We start from the raw sequence: 17,708 nt of genomic DNA, 5'->3' as shown, positions 1-17,708 counted from the left end.
CGTCTTCCTAGCATCACTCCACCCCCGCCTAGGACCGTTCGCCTCATGAGCAGCAGATACACACCTTCGGAAATGGCCCAAGCGCTTGGTGCCGGGCTCCTGTCATTCCCGGTGACGCACTTCGATGCGGACATGGCTTTCGACGAGCCCGCCTACCGCAGCAATCTGGACTGGCTGTCCTCGCACCCGGCCGCCGGGTTGTTTGCTGCCGGCGGCACCGGCGAGCTGTTTTCGCTGACCCTGGACGAAGTGGACCGCGCAGTGCGCGCGGCCGTGACCCAGACCGCCGGGCGCATGCCGGTGATTGCGCCGGCCGGCTACGGCACCGCGATTGCCGTGGCCATGGCGCAGGCGGCAGAGCGTAACGACGCCGATGGCATCTTGCTGTTTCCGCCGTATCTCACCGAATGCGATGCCGACGGCGTGGCCGAGCATGTCGAGCGCGTCTGCAAGGCGACCTCGCTGGGCGTGATTGTCTACGGCCGCGCCAATGCCCGGCTCGATGACGTGGCGCTGGCGCGGGTGGCCGAGCGCTGCCCCAACCTGGTGGGCTACAAGGACGGCATCGGCGATGTGGAGCGCATGACGCGTATCTACGCGCGGCTGGGCGATCGCCTGCTCTACGTCGGCGGCCTGCCGACGGCCGAAACCTTTGCGCTGCCGTACCTGGAAATGGGGGTGACCACGTATTCGTCGGCCATCTTCAATTTCCTGCCGGAATGGGCGCTGTCGTTCTATGCGGCAGTGCGCGCGCGCGATCACGCAACCATCTACCGCGAGCTCAACGACTTCGTGCTGCCGTACACCGTGCTGCGCAATCGCCGCGCCGGCTATGCGGTGTCGATCGTCAAGGCCGGCATGCGTGCCGTGGGTCGCCCGGCCGGCCCGGTACGTACGCCGCTGGCCGATCTGACCGAAGACGAATTCGCCCAGCTCACGCAGCTCATCGGAGGGCGCCGCTGATGCACACGATCCTGGGTGAATCGTTGATCGGCCAGCGCAGCGTGCAGGGTGCCGGCGTTGCCTTGCAGGGCGTGGATGCGACCACGGGCGAGGCGCTGCAACCGGTGTTCGGCTCGGCTACCGCGCCGGATGTGGAGCAGGCCTGCGCGCTGGCGCAAGCGGCCTTCGATCCTTACCGCGAGACCACGCTGGAGGCACGTGCGCAGTTTCTGGAGACCATCGCCGAGCAGATCCTGGCGTTGGGCGATGGCCTGATCGAACGGGCCATGCGCGAAAGCGGCCTGCCGCGTGCACGCCTGGAAGGCGAGCGTGGGCGCACCGTGGGCCAGCTACGCCTGTTCGCCAGCGTGGTCCGCGAAGGCAGCTGGCTGCAGGCGCGCATCGACCCGGCACTGCCGCAGCGTACGCCGTTGCCGCGTGCGGACCTGCGCCAGCGGCACATCGCGCTGGGGCCGGTGGCAGTGTTCGGCGCCAGCAATTTCCCGCTTGCGTTTTCGGTCGCCGGCGGCGACACCGCTTCGGCGTTGGCGGCCGGCTGCCCAGTGGTGGTCAAGGCGCATAGCGCGCATCCGGGCACCTCCGAACTGGTGGGCCGCGCGATCCAGGCGGCGGTGGCGCAATGCGGCTTGCCCGAAGGCGTGTTATCGCTGCTGTTCGACGCCGGCATCGAGATCGGCGCGCAACTGGTCGCCGACGCGCGGATCAAGGCGGTGGGGTTCACTGGCTCACGCGCCGGAGGCATGGCGCTGGTCAAGATTGCCGCCGCACGCCGCGAGCCGATTCCGGTGTATGCGGAAATGAGTGCGATCAACCCGGTGTATCTGCTGCCGCAGGCGTTGCAGGCACGCGCACCGGATCTGGGCAAAGCGTTTGTCGGCTCGCTGACCTTGGGCGCCGGCCAGTTCTGCACCAATCCCGGTCTGCTGCTGGCGATCGATTCGCCGGCGCTGGATGCGTTTATCGCATCGGCAACGCAAACGCTGCAGGCGGTTTCGCCGGCAGCAATGCTCACCGCAGGCATCGGTCAGGCCTATGCGCAGGGCGTGCAGCGTCTGGCCGCGCATCCGAAGGTCAGCACACTGGCACGTGGTGCAGCACCGGAAGCCGGGCGCTGCCCGGCGGCATTGTTCGGCACCGATGCCGACGCATTTTTGGCCGATGAAGCGCTGCAGGCCGAAGTGTTCGGCGCATCCTCGCTGCTGGTGCGCTGCAAGGACGGCGCGCAGTTGCGTGCCCTGAGCGAACACCTGGAGGGGCAACTCACCGCCACCGTGCACATGGAGGCGGATGACATGGCGTTGGCCGCATCCCTGCTGCCGGTGCTGGAGCGCAAGGCCGGCCGCGTCCTGTTCAACGATTGGCCCACCGGCGTGGAAGTCTGCCATGCCATGGTGCACGGCGGCCCGTTCCCGGCCACCTCCGACAGCCGCAGCACCTCGGTGGGCACGCTGGCGATCGACCGCTTCCTGCGCCCGGTCTGCTACCAAGACCTCCCGGCCGAACTGCTGCCCGCGGCCGTGGCAGATGGCAATCCACTCAAGTTATGGCGACGCGTCGATGGCGCGCTGGGACACGACTGAGCACGCTGCACACGCCCATGCCTGAGGCATGCCGGAGGAGGGTCCGGCACGCCATCCCCAGGCGCCCTGAAGTATCGAAGCGCATTGCGCTTCCATCGTCATAGGTGAGGAAAGATGATGGCTCCCGATTCGAAGACAGTTCCGCGCAGGCGTTATCTGATCTTGCTGATGTTGTTCGTGGTGACCACGATCAACTATGCGGACCGCGCCACCTTGTCCATTGCCGGCTCCGCCGTGCAGGACTCGCTGGGCATCGATGCACTGCAGATGGGTTTCATTTTCTCGGCATTCGGCTGGGCATACGTGGCCGGGCAGATTCCGGGAGGCTGGTTGCTCGACCGCTTCGGCTCACGGCGCGTGTATGGCCTGTCCCTGCTGACCTGGTCGCTGTTCACCGTGCTGCAGGGATTCATCGGCTGGGTGCCGGTGGCCTGGGCGGTCACCACCTTGTTCGTGCTGCGCTTTCTGGTGGGCATCGCCGAAGCGCCCTCGTTCCCCGGTAATAGCCGCATCGTGGCGGCATGGTTTCCCACGGCCGAACGCGGCTTGGCCGCCTCGATCTTCAACTCCGCACAGTACTTCGCCACCGTGGCCTTCGCGCCGCTGATGGGCTGGCTGGTGCATGCCTGGGGCTGGGAGCACGTGTTCCTGGTGATGGGCGCGGCCGGCGTGCTGCTGGCCGCGCTGTGGAGAAAGACCATCTATGCACCGCGCGAGCACCCGCGTTTGTCGGCGCAGGAACTGGACTACATCCAGCGCAACGGTGCACTGGTGGACATGGAGCAACGCAACACGCCTAGCCAGCACGTCAAGGGAGCGCAATGGCATTACGCCAAGCAACTGCTGGGCAATCGCATGTTGCTCGGCGTGTACATCGGCCAGTACTGCATCACCACGCTGACGTACTTCTTTTTGACCTGGTTCCCGGTGTATCTGGTCAAGGAGCGTGGCATGTCGATCCTGGAGGCAGGCTTCGTTGCCTCGCTGCCGGCGGTGTGCGGCTTCATCGGCGGCGTGCTGGGCGGTTACGTGTCCGATCGCATGGTGCGGCGCGGCTACTCGCTCACCGTGGCGCGCAAGACGCCGATCGTGGTTGGCATGTTGATGTCGGTGACGATGATCGGCTGCAACTACGTGCAGGCCGAATGGATGGTGGTCGGCTTGATGGCGCTGGCGTTCTTCGGCAAAGGCATTGGCGCGCTCGGCTGGGCGGTGGTGGCCGATACCTCGCCCAAGGAAATCGCAGGGCTCTCGGGCGGCCTGTTCAACACCTTCGGCAACATGGCCGGCATCACCACGCCGATCGTGATCGGCTACATCGTCTCCAACACCGGCACCTTCGAGTGGGCCCTGGTGTTCGTTGGATTCAATGCCTTGCTGGCGGTGGTGTCGTACCTGGTGGTGGTCGGCCAAATCAAGCGGGTGGAGCTCAAGGCGCCGCCTGGCGGCCCATCCATGCCCCTTCCTGCAGCGCTGTGACTCACGCGGAGATCCTTCAATGAACATCCATTCTTCAAGTGCGCGCAGCAGCGCGACACCACGCATCACCGACGTGCGCGTGGTGCCGGTCGCCGGGCAGGACAGCATGCTGCTGAACCTGAGTGGCGCGCACGCACCGTACTTCACCCGCAACGTGCTGGTGCTGCACGATTCCTCCGGGCGCATCGGCGTGGGCGAAGTGCCGGGCGGCGAGGCGATTGCCGCGCTGTTGCGCGAGGCCGCCGGGTTGATCCTTGACCGGCCCATCGCCGACTACCAGCGCATCCTCAATCAGGTGCGCGCAACCTTTGCCGACCGCGACAGTGCGGGCCGTGGCCTGCAGACCTTCGATCTGCGCATCACCATCCATGCGGTCACCGCGATCGAGTCGGCATTGCTGGACCTGCTTGGGCAATTTCTGGAGCAGCCGGTGGCCGCGTTACTGGGCGAAGGCCAGCAACGCGACGCGGTGGATGTGCTTGGCTATCTGTTCTTCATCGGCGACCGCCGCAAGGCCAGCGTGGCCTACCGCGATGGCAGCGGCGCGCGTGATCGCTGGGAATCGCTGCGTGACGAGGAGGCATTGACCCCCGATGCCGTGGTTGCACTGGCGGAGGCCGCCTACGACAAATATGGCTTCCGTGATTTCAAGCTCAAGGGCGGCGTGCTGCGCGGCGAGCAGGAGATCGAGGCCATCCGCGCCTTGCATGCACGCTTCCCGCAGGCGCGTATCACGCTCGACCCCAATGGCGCGTGGTCGCTGGAGCAGGCCATCGCGCTGTGCCGCGATCTGCACGGCGTGCTGGCGTATGCCGAAGACCCATGTGGTGCGCAGGATGGGTATTCCGGGCGCGAAGTCATGGCCGAGTTTCGGCGTGCCACCGGCCTGCCCACGGCCACCAACATGATCGCCACCGATTGGCGCCAGATGGGCCACGCCATCCAGCTGCAATCGGTGGATATTCCATTGGCCGATCCGCATTTCTGGACGCTGCAAGGTTCGGTGCGCGTTGCGCAGATGTGTCGCGATTGGGGCCTGACCTGGGGTTCGCATTCCAACAATCACTTCGATATTTCGCTGGCCATGTTCACCCACGTGGCCGCCGCCGCACCCGGGCGCGTAACGGCGATCGATACGCACTGGATCTGGCAGGACGGTCAACGCCTGACGCACGCGCCGTTGACAATTGCAGGCGGCCAGATCCAGGTGCCTGCCAAACCGGGCCTGGGCATCGAGCTGGACATCGACGCACTGGATGCGGCGCATCGCACCTATCAGAGCCTGAGCCTGGGTGCGCGCGACGACGCGGCAGGCATGCAGTGCCTGATTCCGAACTGGGCATTCGACAACAAGCGTCCGTGCCTGGTGCGCTAGCTGTGGCGTCGCAGGCCAACACGGGTGCATTGCGCCAGGTTGCATGCACCGCTTCACCACCGCGGAGGGCGGTTGACATGAAACACGTACTGGCACTCGGCAGCGCCGCGCTGCTGGCGGTTGGTGCCGCCGGGCGCGCACGCGCACAGGCGCCGGACGATGGGTTCTGGGATGGCGCGGGCGTGGACGTCACTGCGCTCAACTTCTATTACAACCGTGACTTCCGCAGTGGCGAAGGGCAGGGCAAGCGTGCCGAATGGGCCCAGGGCTTCGTGGTGGATGCCAAAAGCGGCTATACCCGCGGTCCCGTCGGTGCCGGCCTGGATCTGCTCGGCATCGGCGACTTCAAGCTCGATGGCGTGCGCGCCGAGGGCGGCACCGGCTTGCTGCCCAATAACGACGATGGCACTGCGCAACACGCGCTGATGCGGGTGGCGCCCACACTCAAGCTGCGCGCCTCGCAAACCGAATTGAAGTGGGGCAGCTTCATTCCCAACGAGCCGCTGGTACGCGCCAGCATCACCCGCATCATGCCGGAGACGTTTCAAGGCGTGACGCTGGAATCCAAGGACGTGCCCAAGCTCGATCTGCTGCTCGCGCGTTTCACCAGTGCCTGGTATCGCGACGGCGATTCGCGCGTGCCGATCACCTTGACCAACAAGAACCGCCGCTTTCTGGGGACCCCGGATGCGGATGCGTTGAATCTGGTGTCGGCCACCTACAGCGTTGCGCCCGGCACGCAGCTACGCTATCAGGGCGCGCTGATGGAAGACATCTACCGCCAGCAGCTCTACAACCTGATCCAGACGCACGCCTTCGGCAAGGATCAGTTGCGTGTAGACCTGCGCTATTTCCGCACCGATGACGTCGGCCAATCGCGTGCCGGGCCAATCGACAACCGTATGTTCAGCAGCATGGTGTCCTGGCGCACTGGCGGGCATGAATTCGGGGCCGGCTATCAACGCCTGTCCGGGCCCGGCGCCATGCCCTGGCCAGGCGGTACCGACGGCAATGTCTTCAACTGGACCTTCATCAACGACTTTCTCGAACGCGGCGAGCGCAGCTGGCAGCTGCGTTACAGCATCGATGGCAAGAGCATCGGCATCCCCGGGCTCAGCGTCATGGCGCGCTACATCCACGGCGATGACGCGCGGCCTGCGACCTATGCAGGCGAAGGCCGCGAGTGGGCGCGTGACGTGCTCACTACCTACCGGTTTCAGAGCCCGCGTCTCAAGCATTTCAGCGTGATCTGGTTCAACGGCACGTTTCGCTCCAACTACCAGCGCAACGTCGACGAGAATCGATTGATTCTGCAATACAAGCGCCAGTTCGATACGCCTGGCCAGTGATGTTCCTCTCCCCTGTTTGCAAGGTAAGCCCATGATGTCCGCCACCCAGCAACTGCCGCGCTGGCTCAGTCTGCAAGCGCATCCTCAGGACAACGTCGCCATCGTCGTCAACGATGGCGGTGCGCCGCCGGGCGCCACGTTCCAGGACGGGATGACCGCGATCGAGCACATTCCGCAAGGTCACAAGATTGCATTGCAGGCGCTGCACAAGGGCACGGCAGTGCGCCGCCTGGGCGCGGTCATCGGCACCGCGGCCGACGACATCGCACGCGGCGCCTGGGTCAGCGAGCAGTTGCTGGAGATGCCCACCGCACCGGAACTGGCAGCACTGGATCTGACGCCGCAGCCACCGGCTGCCGCCGCGCCACTGGACGGGTATACGTTCCAGGGCTATCGCAATCGCGACGGCAGCGTCGGCACCCGCAACATTCTCGGCATCATGACCAGCGTGCAGTGCGTGGTGGGTGTGCTGGGCCATGCGGTTGCCCGGATCCGCGCCGAACTGCTGCCCAAGTACCCCAATGTCGATGACGTGGTGGCGATCAATCATGTCTACGGCTGCGGCGTGGCCATCACCGCGCCCGAGGCCATCATTCCCATCCGCACGCTGCGCAATATCGCGCGCAGCCCCAACTTCGGCGGGCAGGCATTGATCGTGGGCCTGGGCTGCGAAAAACTCGCGCCCGAGCGCCTGCTGCCGGACGATGCCAGCGCCGACGATAGCGGCATTTATCGGCTGCAGGAGGCTAGCCTGGGCTTCGCCGACATGGTTGGCTCAATCATGCAGATGGCCGAAGAACGGCTGCGCCACCTCGACACCCGCCGCCGCGAAACCGTGCCCGCCAGCGAGCTGGTGGTGGGCATGCAATGTGGTGGCAGCGATGCGTTTTCAGGCGTCACTGCCAACCCGGGCCTGGGCATCGCGGCCGACCTGCTGGTGCGTGCTGGCGCGACCGTGATGTTTTCGGAAAACACCGAAGTGCGCGATGGCATTCACCTGCTGGTGCCACGCGCCGCCAATGCCGAGGTCGCCAAGGCGCTGGTGCGCGAGATGGCCTGGTATGACGCCTACCTGGCGCGCGGCCAGGCCGATCGCAGCGCCAACACCACCCCGGGCAACAAGAAGGGCGGGCTGGCCAATATCGTGGAAAAGGCGATGGGCTCGATCGCCAAGTCCGGCTCGTCACCCATCAACGGCGTGGTGCCGCCGGGTGAGCGGGTCAAGGGGCGCGGCTTGCAGTACTGCGCCACGCCGGCCAGCGATTTTGTCTGCGGCACCTTGCAGGTGGCCGCCGGCATGAACCTGCACGTCTTCACCACCGGGCGTGGCACGCCGTACGGGCTGGGCATGGTGCCGGTGATCAAGGTGGCCACGCGCACCGAGCTGGCGCAGCGCTGGTCCGATCTGATGGATATCGATGCCGGTGGGGTGGCGAGCGGGGCCAAGACGCTGGACCAACTCGGCTGGGAACTGTTCCAGCGTTATCTCGATGTAGCCAGCGGGCAGCGCACCTGGACCGAGCAACACCGCCTGTACAACGACCTGGCGTTGTTCAATCCGGCGCCGATCACCTGAGCGCCGGCTGCCGAGGATGGCTGATGGCCGCCGAGCACTGCCGCGTAGGGCGCGTCGGCGGCGGCCACGCTGTCATTGGCCCGTGCGTGGCGTGCGCCGATACAATGGGCCTTCGTTTTCAGTGTTGACGGAGTCCCCATGTCCCAGATCATCCATACCGATCAGGCGCCTGCCGCCATCGGTCCGTATTCCCAGGCCGTGCGTGCCGGCAACACCGTGTATTTTTCCGGGCAGATTCCGCTGGACCCGGCCACCGGCGAGATCGTGCCCGGCGACATCGGCGCGCAGGCGCGGCGTGCGTTCGACAACCTCAAGGCCGTGGCCGAAGCCGCGGGCGGCTCGCTCGACAAGATCGTACGTTTGGGCCTGTACCTGACCGATCTGGGCCAGTTCGCCGCCGTCAATGCGGTGATGCAGGAATACTTCCAGGCGCCGTTCCCGGCGCGCTCGACCATCGAGGTGTCGGGCCTGCCCAAGGGCGCTGGCTTCGAGGTCGACGCAGTGATGGTGCTCGACTGACCGAAGGCGCGATTCGCCGTGCCGCGCGCGCGTTCCGTCACCCCAAGCCTGGCCGTCGCTGGCCAGGCGCCGCTTTCCAGCTTGCCCGGGGTCGGCCCGAAAGTGGCCGAGAAATTTGCCGCGCGCGGCATTCTCAGCCTGCAGGATCTGTGGCTGCACCTGCCGCTGCGCTACGAAGACCGCACCCGCCTGACCACCATCGCGCAGTTGCAGGGCGGGGTACCGGCGCAGATCGAGGGGCGTGTGGAGGCGATGGAGCGCGGCTTCCGCTTTCGCCCGGTGTTGCGCGTGGCGATGTCGGACGACTCGTGCGGCACGCTGGTGCTGCGCTTCTTCCACTTTCGCGCGGCCCAGGTTGCGCAGTTTTCCCCGGGCACGCGCTTGCGCGTGTTCGGCACGCCCAAGCCCGGCCAGAACGGCTGGGAAATCGTTCACCCCAGTTACCGCGTCCTGGCGCCGGATGAAGATGCGGGCCTGGGCGATTGCCTGGACCCGGTGTATCCGGTGCTGGAAGGTGTCGGGCCGGCCACGCTGCGCAAGCTGATCGGCCAGGCATTGGAGCGCTTGCCGCCGGAGGCCGCGCTGGAACTGCTGCCGCCGCACTGGTTGCAGGACGAACAGCTGCCGTCGCTACGCAGCGCGCTGCTGACCATGCATCGCCCACCGGTGGACACCGACCCGCAGCAACTGCTGGCCGGCGGACATCCGGCGCAACAGCGATTGGCCATCGAAGAACTGCTGGCGCATCAAGTGAGCCTGCGCCGGCAACGCATCGCGCTGCAGCGCTTCCGCGCACCGCAGTTGCGCGGTGGCCGCTTGGTGCAGCAGTTACGCAAGGCCTTGCCGTTCCAGCTCACCGGCGCGCAGCAGCGCGTGTTCGAGCAGATCGCCCACGATCTGGCGCAGCCGGCACCGATGCTGCGGCTGGTGCAGGGCGATGTGGGCAGCGGCAAGACCGTGGTGGCGGCACTGGCCGCGATGTTGGCGGTCGAACACGGCAAACAAGTGGCCCTGGCTGCGCCCACCGAGCTGCTGGCCGAGCAGCATCTGGCCAACCTGCGTGGCTGGCTGGAACCGCTGGGCGTGCGCATCGTCTGGCTGGCCGGCAAGGTCACCGGCAAGGCGCGCGTCGCGGCGATGGCCGAAGTAGCCTCCGGGCAGGCACAGGTGGTGGTGGGCACGCATGCGCTGATGCAGGACGCGGTGGTCTTCCACGATCTGGCGCTGGCCATCATCGACGAGCAGCACCGCTTCGGCGTGCATCAGCGCCTGGCGCTGCGCGACAAGGGCGCGGCTGCCGGCAGCGTGCCGCATCAACTGGTGATGACCGCCACGCCGATCCCGCGCACGCTGGCAATGGCGGCCTACGCGGATCTGCACGTCTCGGCCATCGACGAACTGCCGCCCGGTCGCACGCCGGTGCAGACCATCGTGCTGAGCGCCGAGCGCCGGCCCGAGCTGGTGGAGCGCATTCGCGCGGCCTGTGCCGAAGGCCGGCAGGCGTACTGGGTCTGTACCCTGATCGAAGAAAGCGAAGACACCGACAAGGGCGCGCAGAACGGCCCGCCGCGCATCGAAGCACAGGCCGCGCAGGTCACCTTCGAAACGCTCTCGGCGCAACTGCCGGGCGTGCGCGTGGCGCTGGTACACGGGCGCATGAAACCGGCCGAAAAGCAGCAGGCCATGCTGGATTTCAAGCAGGGCCGCACCGATCTGCTGGTCGCCACCACCGTGATCGAAGTGGGCGTGGATGTGCCCAACGCCTCGCTGATGATCATCGAGAACGCCGAGCGTCTCGGCCTGGCCCAGTTGCACCAGTTACGCGGGCGGGTCGGGCGCGGCGCGGCGGCGTCCAGCTGCGTGCTGCTCTATCAGGGCCCGCTGTCGCTGATGGCACGCCAGCGGTTGGAGACCATGCGCCAGACCAACGATGGCTTCGTGATTGCCGAAAGGGATCTGGAGCTGCGTGGCCCCGGCGAGTTGCTGGGTACGCGCCAGACCGGTCTGGCGAGTTTCCGCATCGCCGACCTGGCGCGCGATGCCGGCCTGCTGCCGCGGGTGCAGGTGCTGGCGGAGCGCTTGCTCGACGAAGCGCCGGAGATCGCCGACCGCGTGGTCGCACGCTGGATCGGTGGCGCAGTGCGGTATGCGGCCGCTTGAGTGGCGGGGATTGGGGATTTGGGAGTGGGGATTTGTCAGAGCGGGGCTGCTGCCTCATCTGATTCGCTTGCCTCGCCGATCCTTGCGAAGATGCGACAACGAATCCCGAATGACCAATTCCGAATCCCATGACAAAAAAGATACCGCTGCTGATCGACACCGACCCGGGCGTGGATGACGCGCTGGCGCTGCTGATGGCGTTCAACGATACCCGCCATGACGTGGTCGGCCTGACCATCGCCGCAGGCAATGTCGGTCTGGAGCACACCGTGCGCAATGCGCTCAAAGTGTGCGAGGTGGCCGGTCGCGCCGATGTGCCGGTGTATGCGGGCTGCCCGCAACCGCTGCTGCACCCGTCGGTGGACGCGGCGCATGTGCATGGCATCGACGGCTTCGGCGATGTCGGCCTGCCGCCTGCCGCGCGGGCTGCGGACGCCGAGCATGCCGCGCTGGCCATCCTGCGGCTGTCGCACGTGCATGCAGGCGAGTTGTTGCTGGTGGCACTTGGCCCGCTGACCAACCTCGCCCTGGCTCTGACCCTGGACCCGACCCTGCCACAGCGTGTGGCGCGGCTGGTGGTGATGGGCGGGGCGCTGACCGGGCACGGCAACATTACCGCCGCGGCTGAATTCAATATCGGCTTCGACCCGGAGGCGGCGCATATCGTGTTCCGCGGGTTTCCCCAGTTCGATGTGGCCGATTGGGAGGCGACCGCCGCGCACGGCCTGCTGCACCGTGATGTGGAGCAGTGGCTGGCGGCCGATTCGCCGCGTGCGCGCTTCTACGAAGAAATCTCGCGCAAGACCCGGCTGTGGTCGGAGGACAGTCGTGGCGAGTACTGGTATGCCGCAGACGCGTTGGCGATGGCCTTCGCCCTGCAGCCGGACGGCGCGCAGCGCCTGGAGCAGCGGCCGGTGCACATCGAACTGTCGGGCACGCACACCCGCGGCATGACCCTGGTGGACTGGAACCGGCAGGGCGGGGCGGCCGACAACGCCACCCTGTTGCTGGACTACGACCGCCAGCGCTTCTACGGCCTGGTCGGGCAGGCGCTTGCGGCCGGCTAGGGCCGGCTTGCACCGGGTGCCGGGCGGTGGCTATAATGCCCGGCTTACCCAGGCAGCCCGGCGCCAAGTCCATGAAAGATAACGTTCATCCCAGCTACAACGACGTCGTCTTCCACGACGTGACCTCGGATTTCAAGATCCTGACCCGTTCCACCATGAGCTCGAAAGAGACCGTGAAGTGGGAAGACGGCCAGGACTATCCGCTGATCAAGGTGGAAATCTCCTCCGCATCGCACCCGTTCTATACCGGCAAGCACAAGGTGATCGACACCGGCGGCCGTATCGACAAGTTCCAGAAGCGCTACGCGCGCTGAGCTTGCAGGACGGGCTGTACCGGCAACGGCCGCGCATTGCGCGGCCGTTGTTTTTTGGGGAATTCCCGCTTCGCTTTTGCGCCCCTCACGGGTGCGTCTACGACTTCTGTCCAAGCGACGGCCAAAATGCTGCTGTGCGATAATGACGTGATCCGAGGCGATGCCTTGGACTTCCATCACGTGCCTGCCCATGTGGGATCAGGCGCCTTCCACTGAAGGAGCGTACACAGTGTCCGATCTTGATCAGGTCACGCTCAACGCCGGCGACACGTCGGTCGTTCTGCCGGTTCTCAAGCCCACGTTGGGCAATGATTGCGTCGATATTTCCAAGCTGACCAAAGAAACCGGTCTGTTCACCTACGACTCGGGCTTCACCGCCACCGCCAGTTGCAAGTCGGCCATCACCTACATCGATGGCGACAATGGCGTGCTGCTGTACCGCGGCTACCCGATCGAACAGTTGGCCGAGAAGTCCAGCTTCCTGGAAGTTTCGTATCTGCTGATGAACGGCGAATTGCCGACGGCGGACGAATTCAAGAAGTTCGACCACGAAGTGACGCATCACACGATGATGCACGAGTCGCTGAAGAACTTCCTCGGCGGTTTCCGCCACGATGCGCACCCGATGGCCATGCTGGCCGGTTCGGTGGCCTCGCTGTCGGCGTTCTACCACGACACCCTGGACCTCAACGATCCGGAGCAGCGCCGTCAGGCCGCCATCCGTCTGATCGCCAAGGTGCCGACCCTGGCTGCTGCGGCGTACCGTTACTCGATCGGCTGGCCGATCCGCTATCCGCGCAACAACCTGAACTACGTCGACCGCTTCCTGCACATGATGTTCGAAGTGCCGAGCGAGCCGCTGGAGATCAACCCGGTCGTTGCCAAGGCACTGGATCTGCTGTTCATCCTGCACGCCGATCACGAGCAGAACGCCTCCACCTCGACCGTGCGTCTGGTCGGTTCGACCGGTGCCAACCCGTACGCGTCCGTGGCAGCCGGTATCACCGCGCTGTGGGGCCCGGCACACGGTGGCGCCAACGAAGCCGTGCTGAAGATGCTGGAAGAGATCGGTACCGCTGACAACGTCGAGTCCGCCGTGGCCAAGGCCAAGGACAAGAACTCCTCGTTCCGTCTGATGGGCTTCGGTCACCGCGTCTACAAGAACTTCGACCCGCGCGCCAAGATCATCCGCGAGATGACCCACAAGGTGCTGGGCGAGCTGGGTGTCAACGACCCGCTGCTGGAAGTTGCCCTGAAGCTGGAAGAAGCCGCGTTGAAGGACGACTACTTCGTGCAGCGCAAGCTGTACCCGAACGTGGACTTCTACTCGGGCCTCATCTACAAGGCGCTCAATATCCCGGTGGAAATGTTCACCGTGATGTTCGCCATTGCCCGCACCGCCGGCTGGGTGTCGCATTGGCTGGAGCAGCAGGTCGACCCGGAAATGAAGATCGGCCGTCCGCGCCAGATCTACACCGGCTACGACAAGCGCGACTACACCGACGCCGGCAAGCGCTAAGCGCCCCGGAGTTGGTTGTTTGACCAAACGCCCCGCATTGCGGGGCGTTTTGCGTTGCGGCCTGGAGTGCTGTGGGCAGTGCCGGGCCGGTCCTGGCGCGATGCAATGGTGCGGTCTGCTGCTTACCGCAGTGGCTGCACGTAACCCTGGATCTCTTCGTCCGCCAGCAACTGCCGCAACTGCGCTGCAGAGGCGCGTGCCATCGGTTTTTCGTCCAGCTGCGACAATGGGGCCTGACGCAGTGCGTCGTAGGGCAGCACGGTCAGGTCGAAGGTCAGGTCTTCCGCACTGAACAGCCACACTGGAAACTCGCCGCTACGTTCGCGATCCAGGCGCAGGCGCCGCGTGCGCGCCTCGGCCGGAATACGGTGTTCTTCGAGAAATCGTTGCACTGCATCGGCATCGTCACTGTGCAACTGCACTTGCACCGGCGCATTGGCATCGGCGGTGCCGTCCAGTACCGGGCCGGTCAGCCGTGGCTGGAATGGGCTGAGGAAATCCAGCGCGCGCAGTGCGGCCTCGCGCCGTTGCCGCAAGCGAACGCCATGCTCGGGGCCGGCGAACAGACGTTGATACTCACGCAGCGCGTCTTCGATCTCGCGGTTGCGTGGCAGTGATGCATCGTCGTGGATGCCGAGCCGGCTGGCCGCCTTGAGTTTGGCTTGATGGAAATCGCGGATGCCGCCTTCGGCCATCAGTCGGGCGGCCTCATGGGCGAGCCGGTGACGGCGCTCTCGGGTGCGCGTGTCGGCATGTTGGCGTGCGTGATGCATGGCCGGGCTCCCCAGTCTGAACCTGACTTCGACTCTACACGAGCGTAGTGAAGTTGCCGATGACAATCGTTGGTGCGATAGCGCCGCCTGGACGCGGCGTTGGCAGGTGATCGGCTACCGCGCGCTGGCATCGCATGGGTGCTGCGCGCGGCGGCGATGAAGCCATCCGGTGCGGGTCATACAGGCGTAGCGAACGCTGGCGTCCGCAGCACGGATAGGCTGTGGGGCGTCGCGCAGACGTTCAGTGCCGGCACTGAGTTGGCCCAGGTAGCGTGCGTGCCCTGTGCGTCGATAACGCAGCGAGACGCGGCACGGCGGTGGAGGTCATCGCAACCGATCAGCAACGCCCAGCGTCACGCCGCATCAATCGCTTGCCCAAAAAAAACAGCGGAGCCACAAGGGCTTCGCTGCTGGCATCACACCGTCTGGAACAGCTTAGAGCAGCTATCAAAACTACTGCGCAGCCGCCAGGCGGGCGCGGCCGGTGCTCGGAATCCTCATGTACCCACGTACACTCCGGTTCCTCCGCGCCGTCCGCACCCACCTGACGGCTGCTCGCTACGTTTTGTTAGCCGCTCTTAGAAGATGTCGAATGCCTTCTCGTCCTGCTGTTCCTGCAGACCGTAGTCGTAATCCTGCAGACGGTCGAGGTCTTCGTTCTTGACCCACTCCACCGCGCCATTGATGGTGGCCTGGGTCATGCCATCGGGCGGGTCGTTTGCCGCGATCGGCTTGTCCTTCAAGGCCACGCGCATGTAGTCGATCCAGATCGGCAGCGCGGCCTTGCCGCCGTATTCGCGATACCCCAGCGAGCGGAAGTCGTCGCGACCAACCCACACAGTGGTGGCGTAGGGGCCGCCAAAGCCGGAGAACCAGGCGTCGCGGTGATCGTTGGTGGAGCCGGTCTTGCCACCCACATCCTCGCGTCCCAGCACCTTGGCCGCAGTGCCGGTGCCGCGCTGGACCACGTCGCGCATCATCGAAACCAGCTGATACGCAGTGCGCTCGTCGATGGCGCGCGGCGCGATCTTGGTTTCGGCGGTGGCTGCCGGGGTAGTTTCCGCAGGCGTGGCAGGGGTCGCGGCGGCTGGCTCGATCGACTTGGGCAGCGCAGGCGCGCCGAAGTTGAAGCCGTCCACCACCTGGCTGACCGGGGCGGCGGTGCCGCCCTGTGTAGCGCAGGTGCGGCAGGCCACGGCGGGCACTTCCTTGAAGACCACATTGCCGTCGCGGTCCTTCACCTCGTCCACGATCCAGGTGTCCACGCGCGAGCCGCCATTGGCGAACACCGCGTAACCGCGCGCCACCGACAGCGGCGTCAGTGATGCGGTGCCCAGCGACATCGACAGATTGGGCGGCAGCTCGGCTTCCTGGAAGCCGAACTGGCTGATGTACTTGCGTGCGAAATCGACGCTGATCGCATCCAGCAAGCGCACCGACACCAGATTGCGCGACTGCACCAGCGCCTCACGCAGGCGCATCGGCCCACGGAAGCCGCCGCCATCGTTCTGCGGCGACCAGGTCTTGCCGCGGCGGTCGCGGAACACCACCGGTGCATCCAGCACAATCGAGGCCGGGTTGAAGCCCTTCTCGAAGGCCGCCGCATACACGAACGGCTTGAAGCTCGAGCCCGGCTGGCGCCGTGCCTGGGTGGCGCGGTTGAACTTGTTGCCGGCAAAACTAAAGCCGCCGACCAAGGCGCGCAGCGCGCCACTGTTGGCGTCCAGCGACACCAGCGCGGCCTGGCCGCGCGGCAGCTGATCGATGATCCACTCGCCGTCCTTTTCGCCGGCACGGATGCGTGTCAGATCGCCGCGGGTCAGCAGCTTGGCCGGGGTCTTGTTGGTCCAGCGGCTGGCGCTGGCCGGCAAGGTCAGCTCGGTCTTGTCGCTCTGTACGACGGTCACACCGCCGTCGGCGTTGGTGCGCGCCACGATCACGGCGCGCAGGCCGCCTTGGGTGAACACGCCCGACAGATGCTTGGCCAGGGCCGGCGCATCCGCATCGGCGGCGACATCGAAATGCTGCTCCACGCCGTGCCAGCCATGGCGGTGGTCGTACAGGCGCAGGCCTTCGGCAACCGCCGCATCGGCGCCGGTCTGCAAGGTGGAATCGATGGTGGTGGTGACGTGGTAGCCCTTGTTGAGCACGTCGCCGCCGTACTTGGCGATCATTTCCTGGCGCACCAGCTCGGCCACGTATGGGGCATAGACCTCCACCGGCGGCTCGTGCGGCTTGGCGTGCATCGGCACCGCCTTGGCCGCGTCGGCCTCGGCCTGGGTGACAAAGCCCAGGTCGGCCATGCGCTGCAGCACGTAGTAGTCGCGGCGTTCGCGCGCGCGCTCGGGGTTGCTGATCGGGTTGCCGCTGGACGGGAACTTGGGGATGCCGGCCAGAGAGGCCATCTCGTCCAGGCTCAGGTCGGCCATCTTCTTGCCGTAGTAGTACTCGGCTGCAGCACCCACGCCGTACGCGCGGTTACCGAAGAAGCTCTTGTTCAAATACAGCTCGAAGATCTCGTCCTTGGTCAGCTCGCCCTCGATCTTGCGCGCCAGCAGGATCTCGGCCAGCTTGCGGGTGTAGCTGTATTCGGAATTGAGGAAGAACTGCCGGGCCACCTGCTGGGTGATGGTCGAGCCCCCCGGCACACGCTTGGCGTCAGTACTGGCCAGCAGCCACACCGCGCGGGCGATGCCCTTGTAGTCCACGCCGCCATGCTCGTAGAAGCGCGCATCCTCGGTGGCCAGGAACGCCTGCTTGAGCCGCTCCGGAACCTCCTTCATCTGGATGGGATACCGGCGCGTCTCGCCATAGACGGCCATCAGCCGGCCATCGCTCGAGTACACGTACATCGGCTCCTGCAGTTCGACCTGCTTGAGCGATTGCACGTCCGGCAACTTGGAGGAAATGGCGTAGTACAAGCCGCCGGCGGCAATAGCACCAAGCACGGCAAGCACGACGAGCGTGGCCAGGATCCAGCCCAGCCAACGGCGAATACGGGGCATGTAAGAGAGATTCCGATTGCAGATTTCTT

General features: G+C 65.8%; 13 protein-coding genes and 1 other RNA gene. 12 read left to right on the top strand and 2 right to left on the bottom strand.

Translation table 11 applies throughout. The features are described 5' to 3' along the window. Positions 1-45 precede the first annotated feature (45 nt). From kdgD to XCC_RS16780, 11 genes are all read left to right on the top strand, one after another. Entirely contained in the window at positions 46-963 is a 918-nt protein-coding gene (kdgD, locus tag XCC_RS16830) for a 5-dehydro-4-deoxyglucarate dehydratase (RefSeq protein ID WP_011038348.1), read from the top strand. Next, on the top strand, positions 963-2,543 hold the full coding sequence (locus XCC_RS16825; RefSeq protein WP_011038347.1) for an aldehyde dehydrogenase (NADP(+)): 1,581 nt from the start codon (positions 963-965) through the stop codon (positions 2,541-2,543). The genes kdgD and XCC_RS16825 overlap by 1 nt, the downstream gene beginning before the upstream one ends. Positions 2,544-2,657: 114 nt before the next feature. Continuing rightward, positions 2,658-4,022, top strand: coding sequence for an MFS transporter (locus XCC_RS16820; RefSeq protein WP_011038346.1), 1,365 nt, complete (start codon positions 2,658-2,660; stop codon positions 4,020-4,022). A 19-nt stretch (positions 4,023-4,041) separates the two neighbouring features. Next, complete coding sequence (gudD, locus tag XCC_RS16815; RefSeq protein WP_011038345.1) at positions 4,042-5,397, top strand: glucarate dehydratase; 1,356 nt, start codon at positions 4,042-4,044, stop codon at positions 5,395-5,397. A gap of 77 nt (positions 5,398-5,474) precedes the next feature. After that, positions 5,475-6,746 carry an OprD family porin gene (locus tag XCC_RS16810; RefSeq protein ID WP_011038344.1) on the top strand — a complete coding sequence of 424 codons (1,272 nt, stop codon included), beginning with the start codon at positions 5,475-5,477 and terminating at the stop codon, positions 6,744-6,746. A gap of 34 nt (positions 6,747-6,780) precedes the next feature. Continuing rightward, positions 6,781-8,322 carry a galactarate dehydratase gene (garD, locus tag XCC_RS16805; RefSeq protein WP_011038343.1) on the top strand — a complete coding sequence of 514 codons (1,542 nt, stop codon included), beginning with the start codon at positions 6,781-6,783 and terminating at the stop codon, positions 8,320-8,322. Positions 8,323-8,460: 138 nt separating this feature from the next. Further along, positions 8,461-8,841 (top strand): RidA family protein, encoded by a 381-nt coding sequence (locus XCC_RS16800; protein ID WP_011038342.1) that lies wholly within the window; start codon positions 8,461-8,463, stop codon positions 8,839-8,841. A gap of 18 nt (positions 8,842-8,859) precedes the next feature. Beyond that, positions 8,860-11,001: an ATP-dependent DNA helicase RecG gene (gene recG, locus XCC_RS16795; RefSeq protein ID WP_011038341.1), complete on the top strand. Its 2,142-nt coding sequence runs from the start codon at positions 8,860-8,862 to the stop codon at positions 10,999-11,001. A gap of 128 nt (positions 11,002-11,129) precedes the next feature. After that, positions 11,130-12,068 (top strand): nucleoside hydrolase, encoded by a 939-nt coding sequence (locus tag XCC_RS16790; RefSeq protein WP_011038340.1) that lies wholly within the window; start codon positions 11,130-11,132, stop codon positions 12,066-12,068. Between the two features lie 71 nt (positions 12,069-12,139). Beyond that, positions 12,140-12,382, top strand: a complete 243-nt coding sequence (locus XCC_RS16785; protein WP_011038339.1) for a type B 50S ribosomal protein L31 — start codon at positions 12,140-12,142, stop codon at positions 12,380-12,382. 229 nt (positions 12,383-12,611) lie between these two features. After that, positions 12,612-13,901, top strand: coding sequence for a citrate synthase (locus XCC_RS16780; RefSeq protein ID WP_011038338.1), 1,290 nt, complete (start codon positions 12,612-12,614; stop codon positions 13,899-13,901). Between the two features lie 122 nt (positions 13,902-14,023). Here XCC_RS16780 and XCC_RS16775 read toward each other — a convergent pair whose 3' ends face one another. Beyond that, positions 14,024-14,674 (bottom strand): hypothetical protein, encoded by a 651-nt coding sequence (locus XCC_RS16775; RefSeq protein WP_011038337.1) that lies wholly within the window; start codon positions 14,672-14,674, stop codon positions 14,024-14,026. Between the two features lie 499 nt (positions 14,675-15,173). On the opposite strand from XCC_RS16775, the gene XCC_RS16770 reads away from it, so the two are divergent. After that, positions 15,174-15,248, top strand: a non-coding RNA gene (locus XCC_RS16770) — sX9 sRNA. A 4-nt stretch (positions 15,249-15,252) separates the two neighbouring features. Here XCC_RS16770 and XCC_RS16765 read toward each other — a convergent pair. Then, positions 15,253-17,679: a penicillin-binding protein 1A gene (locus XCC_RS16765; protein WP_019237291.1), complete on the bottom strand. Its 2,427-nt coding sequence runs from the start codon at positions 17,677-17,679 to the stop codon at positions 15,253-15,255. Between the last annotated feature and the right edge of the window lie 29 nt (positions 17,680-17,708).

Origin of the sequence: Xanthomonas campestris pv. campestris str. ATCC 33913 (genome assembly GCF_000007145.1) — a bacterium.
In the GTDB taxonomy this organism is placed as follows: domain Bacteria; phylum Pseudomonadota; class Gammaproteobacteria; order Xanthomonadales; family Xanthomonadaceae; genus Xanthomonas; species Xanthomonas campestris.
The sequence above is the reverse complement of the archived record's forward strand: the minus strand, read 5'-3'. Positions and strand labels throughout refer to the sequence as shown.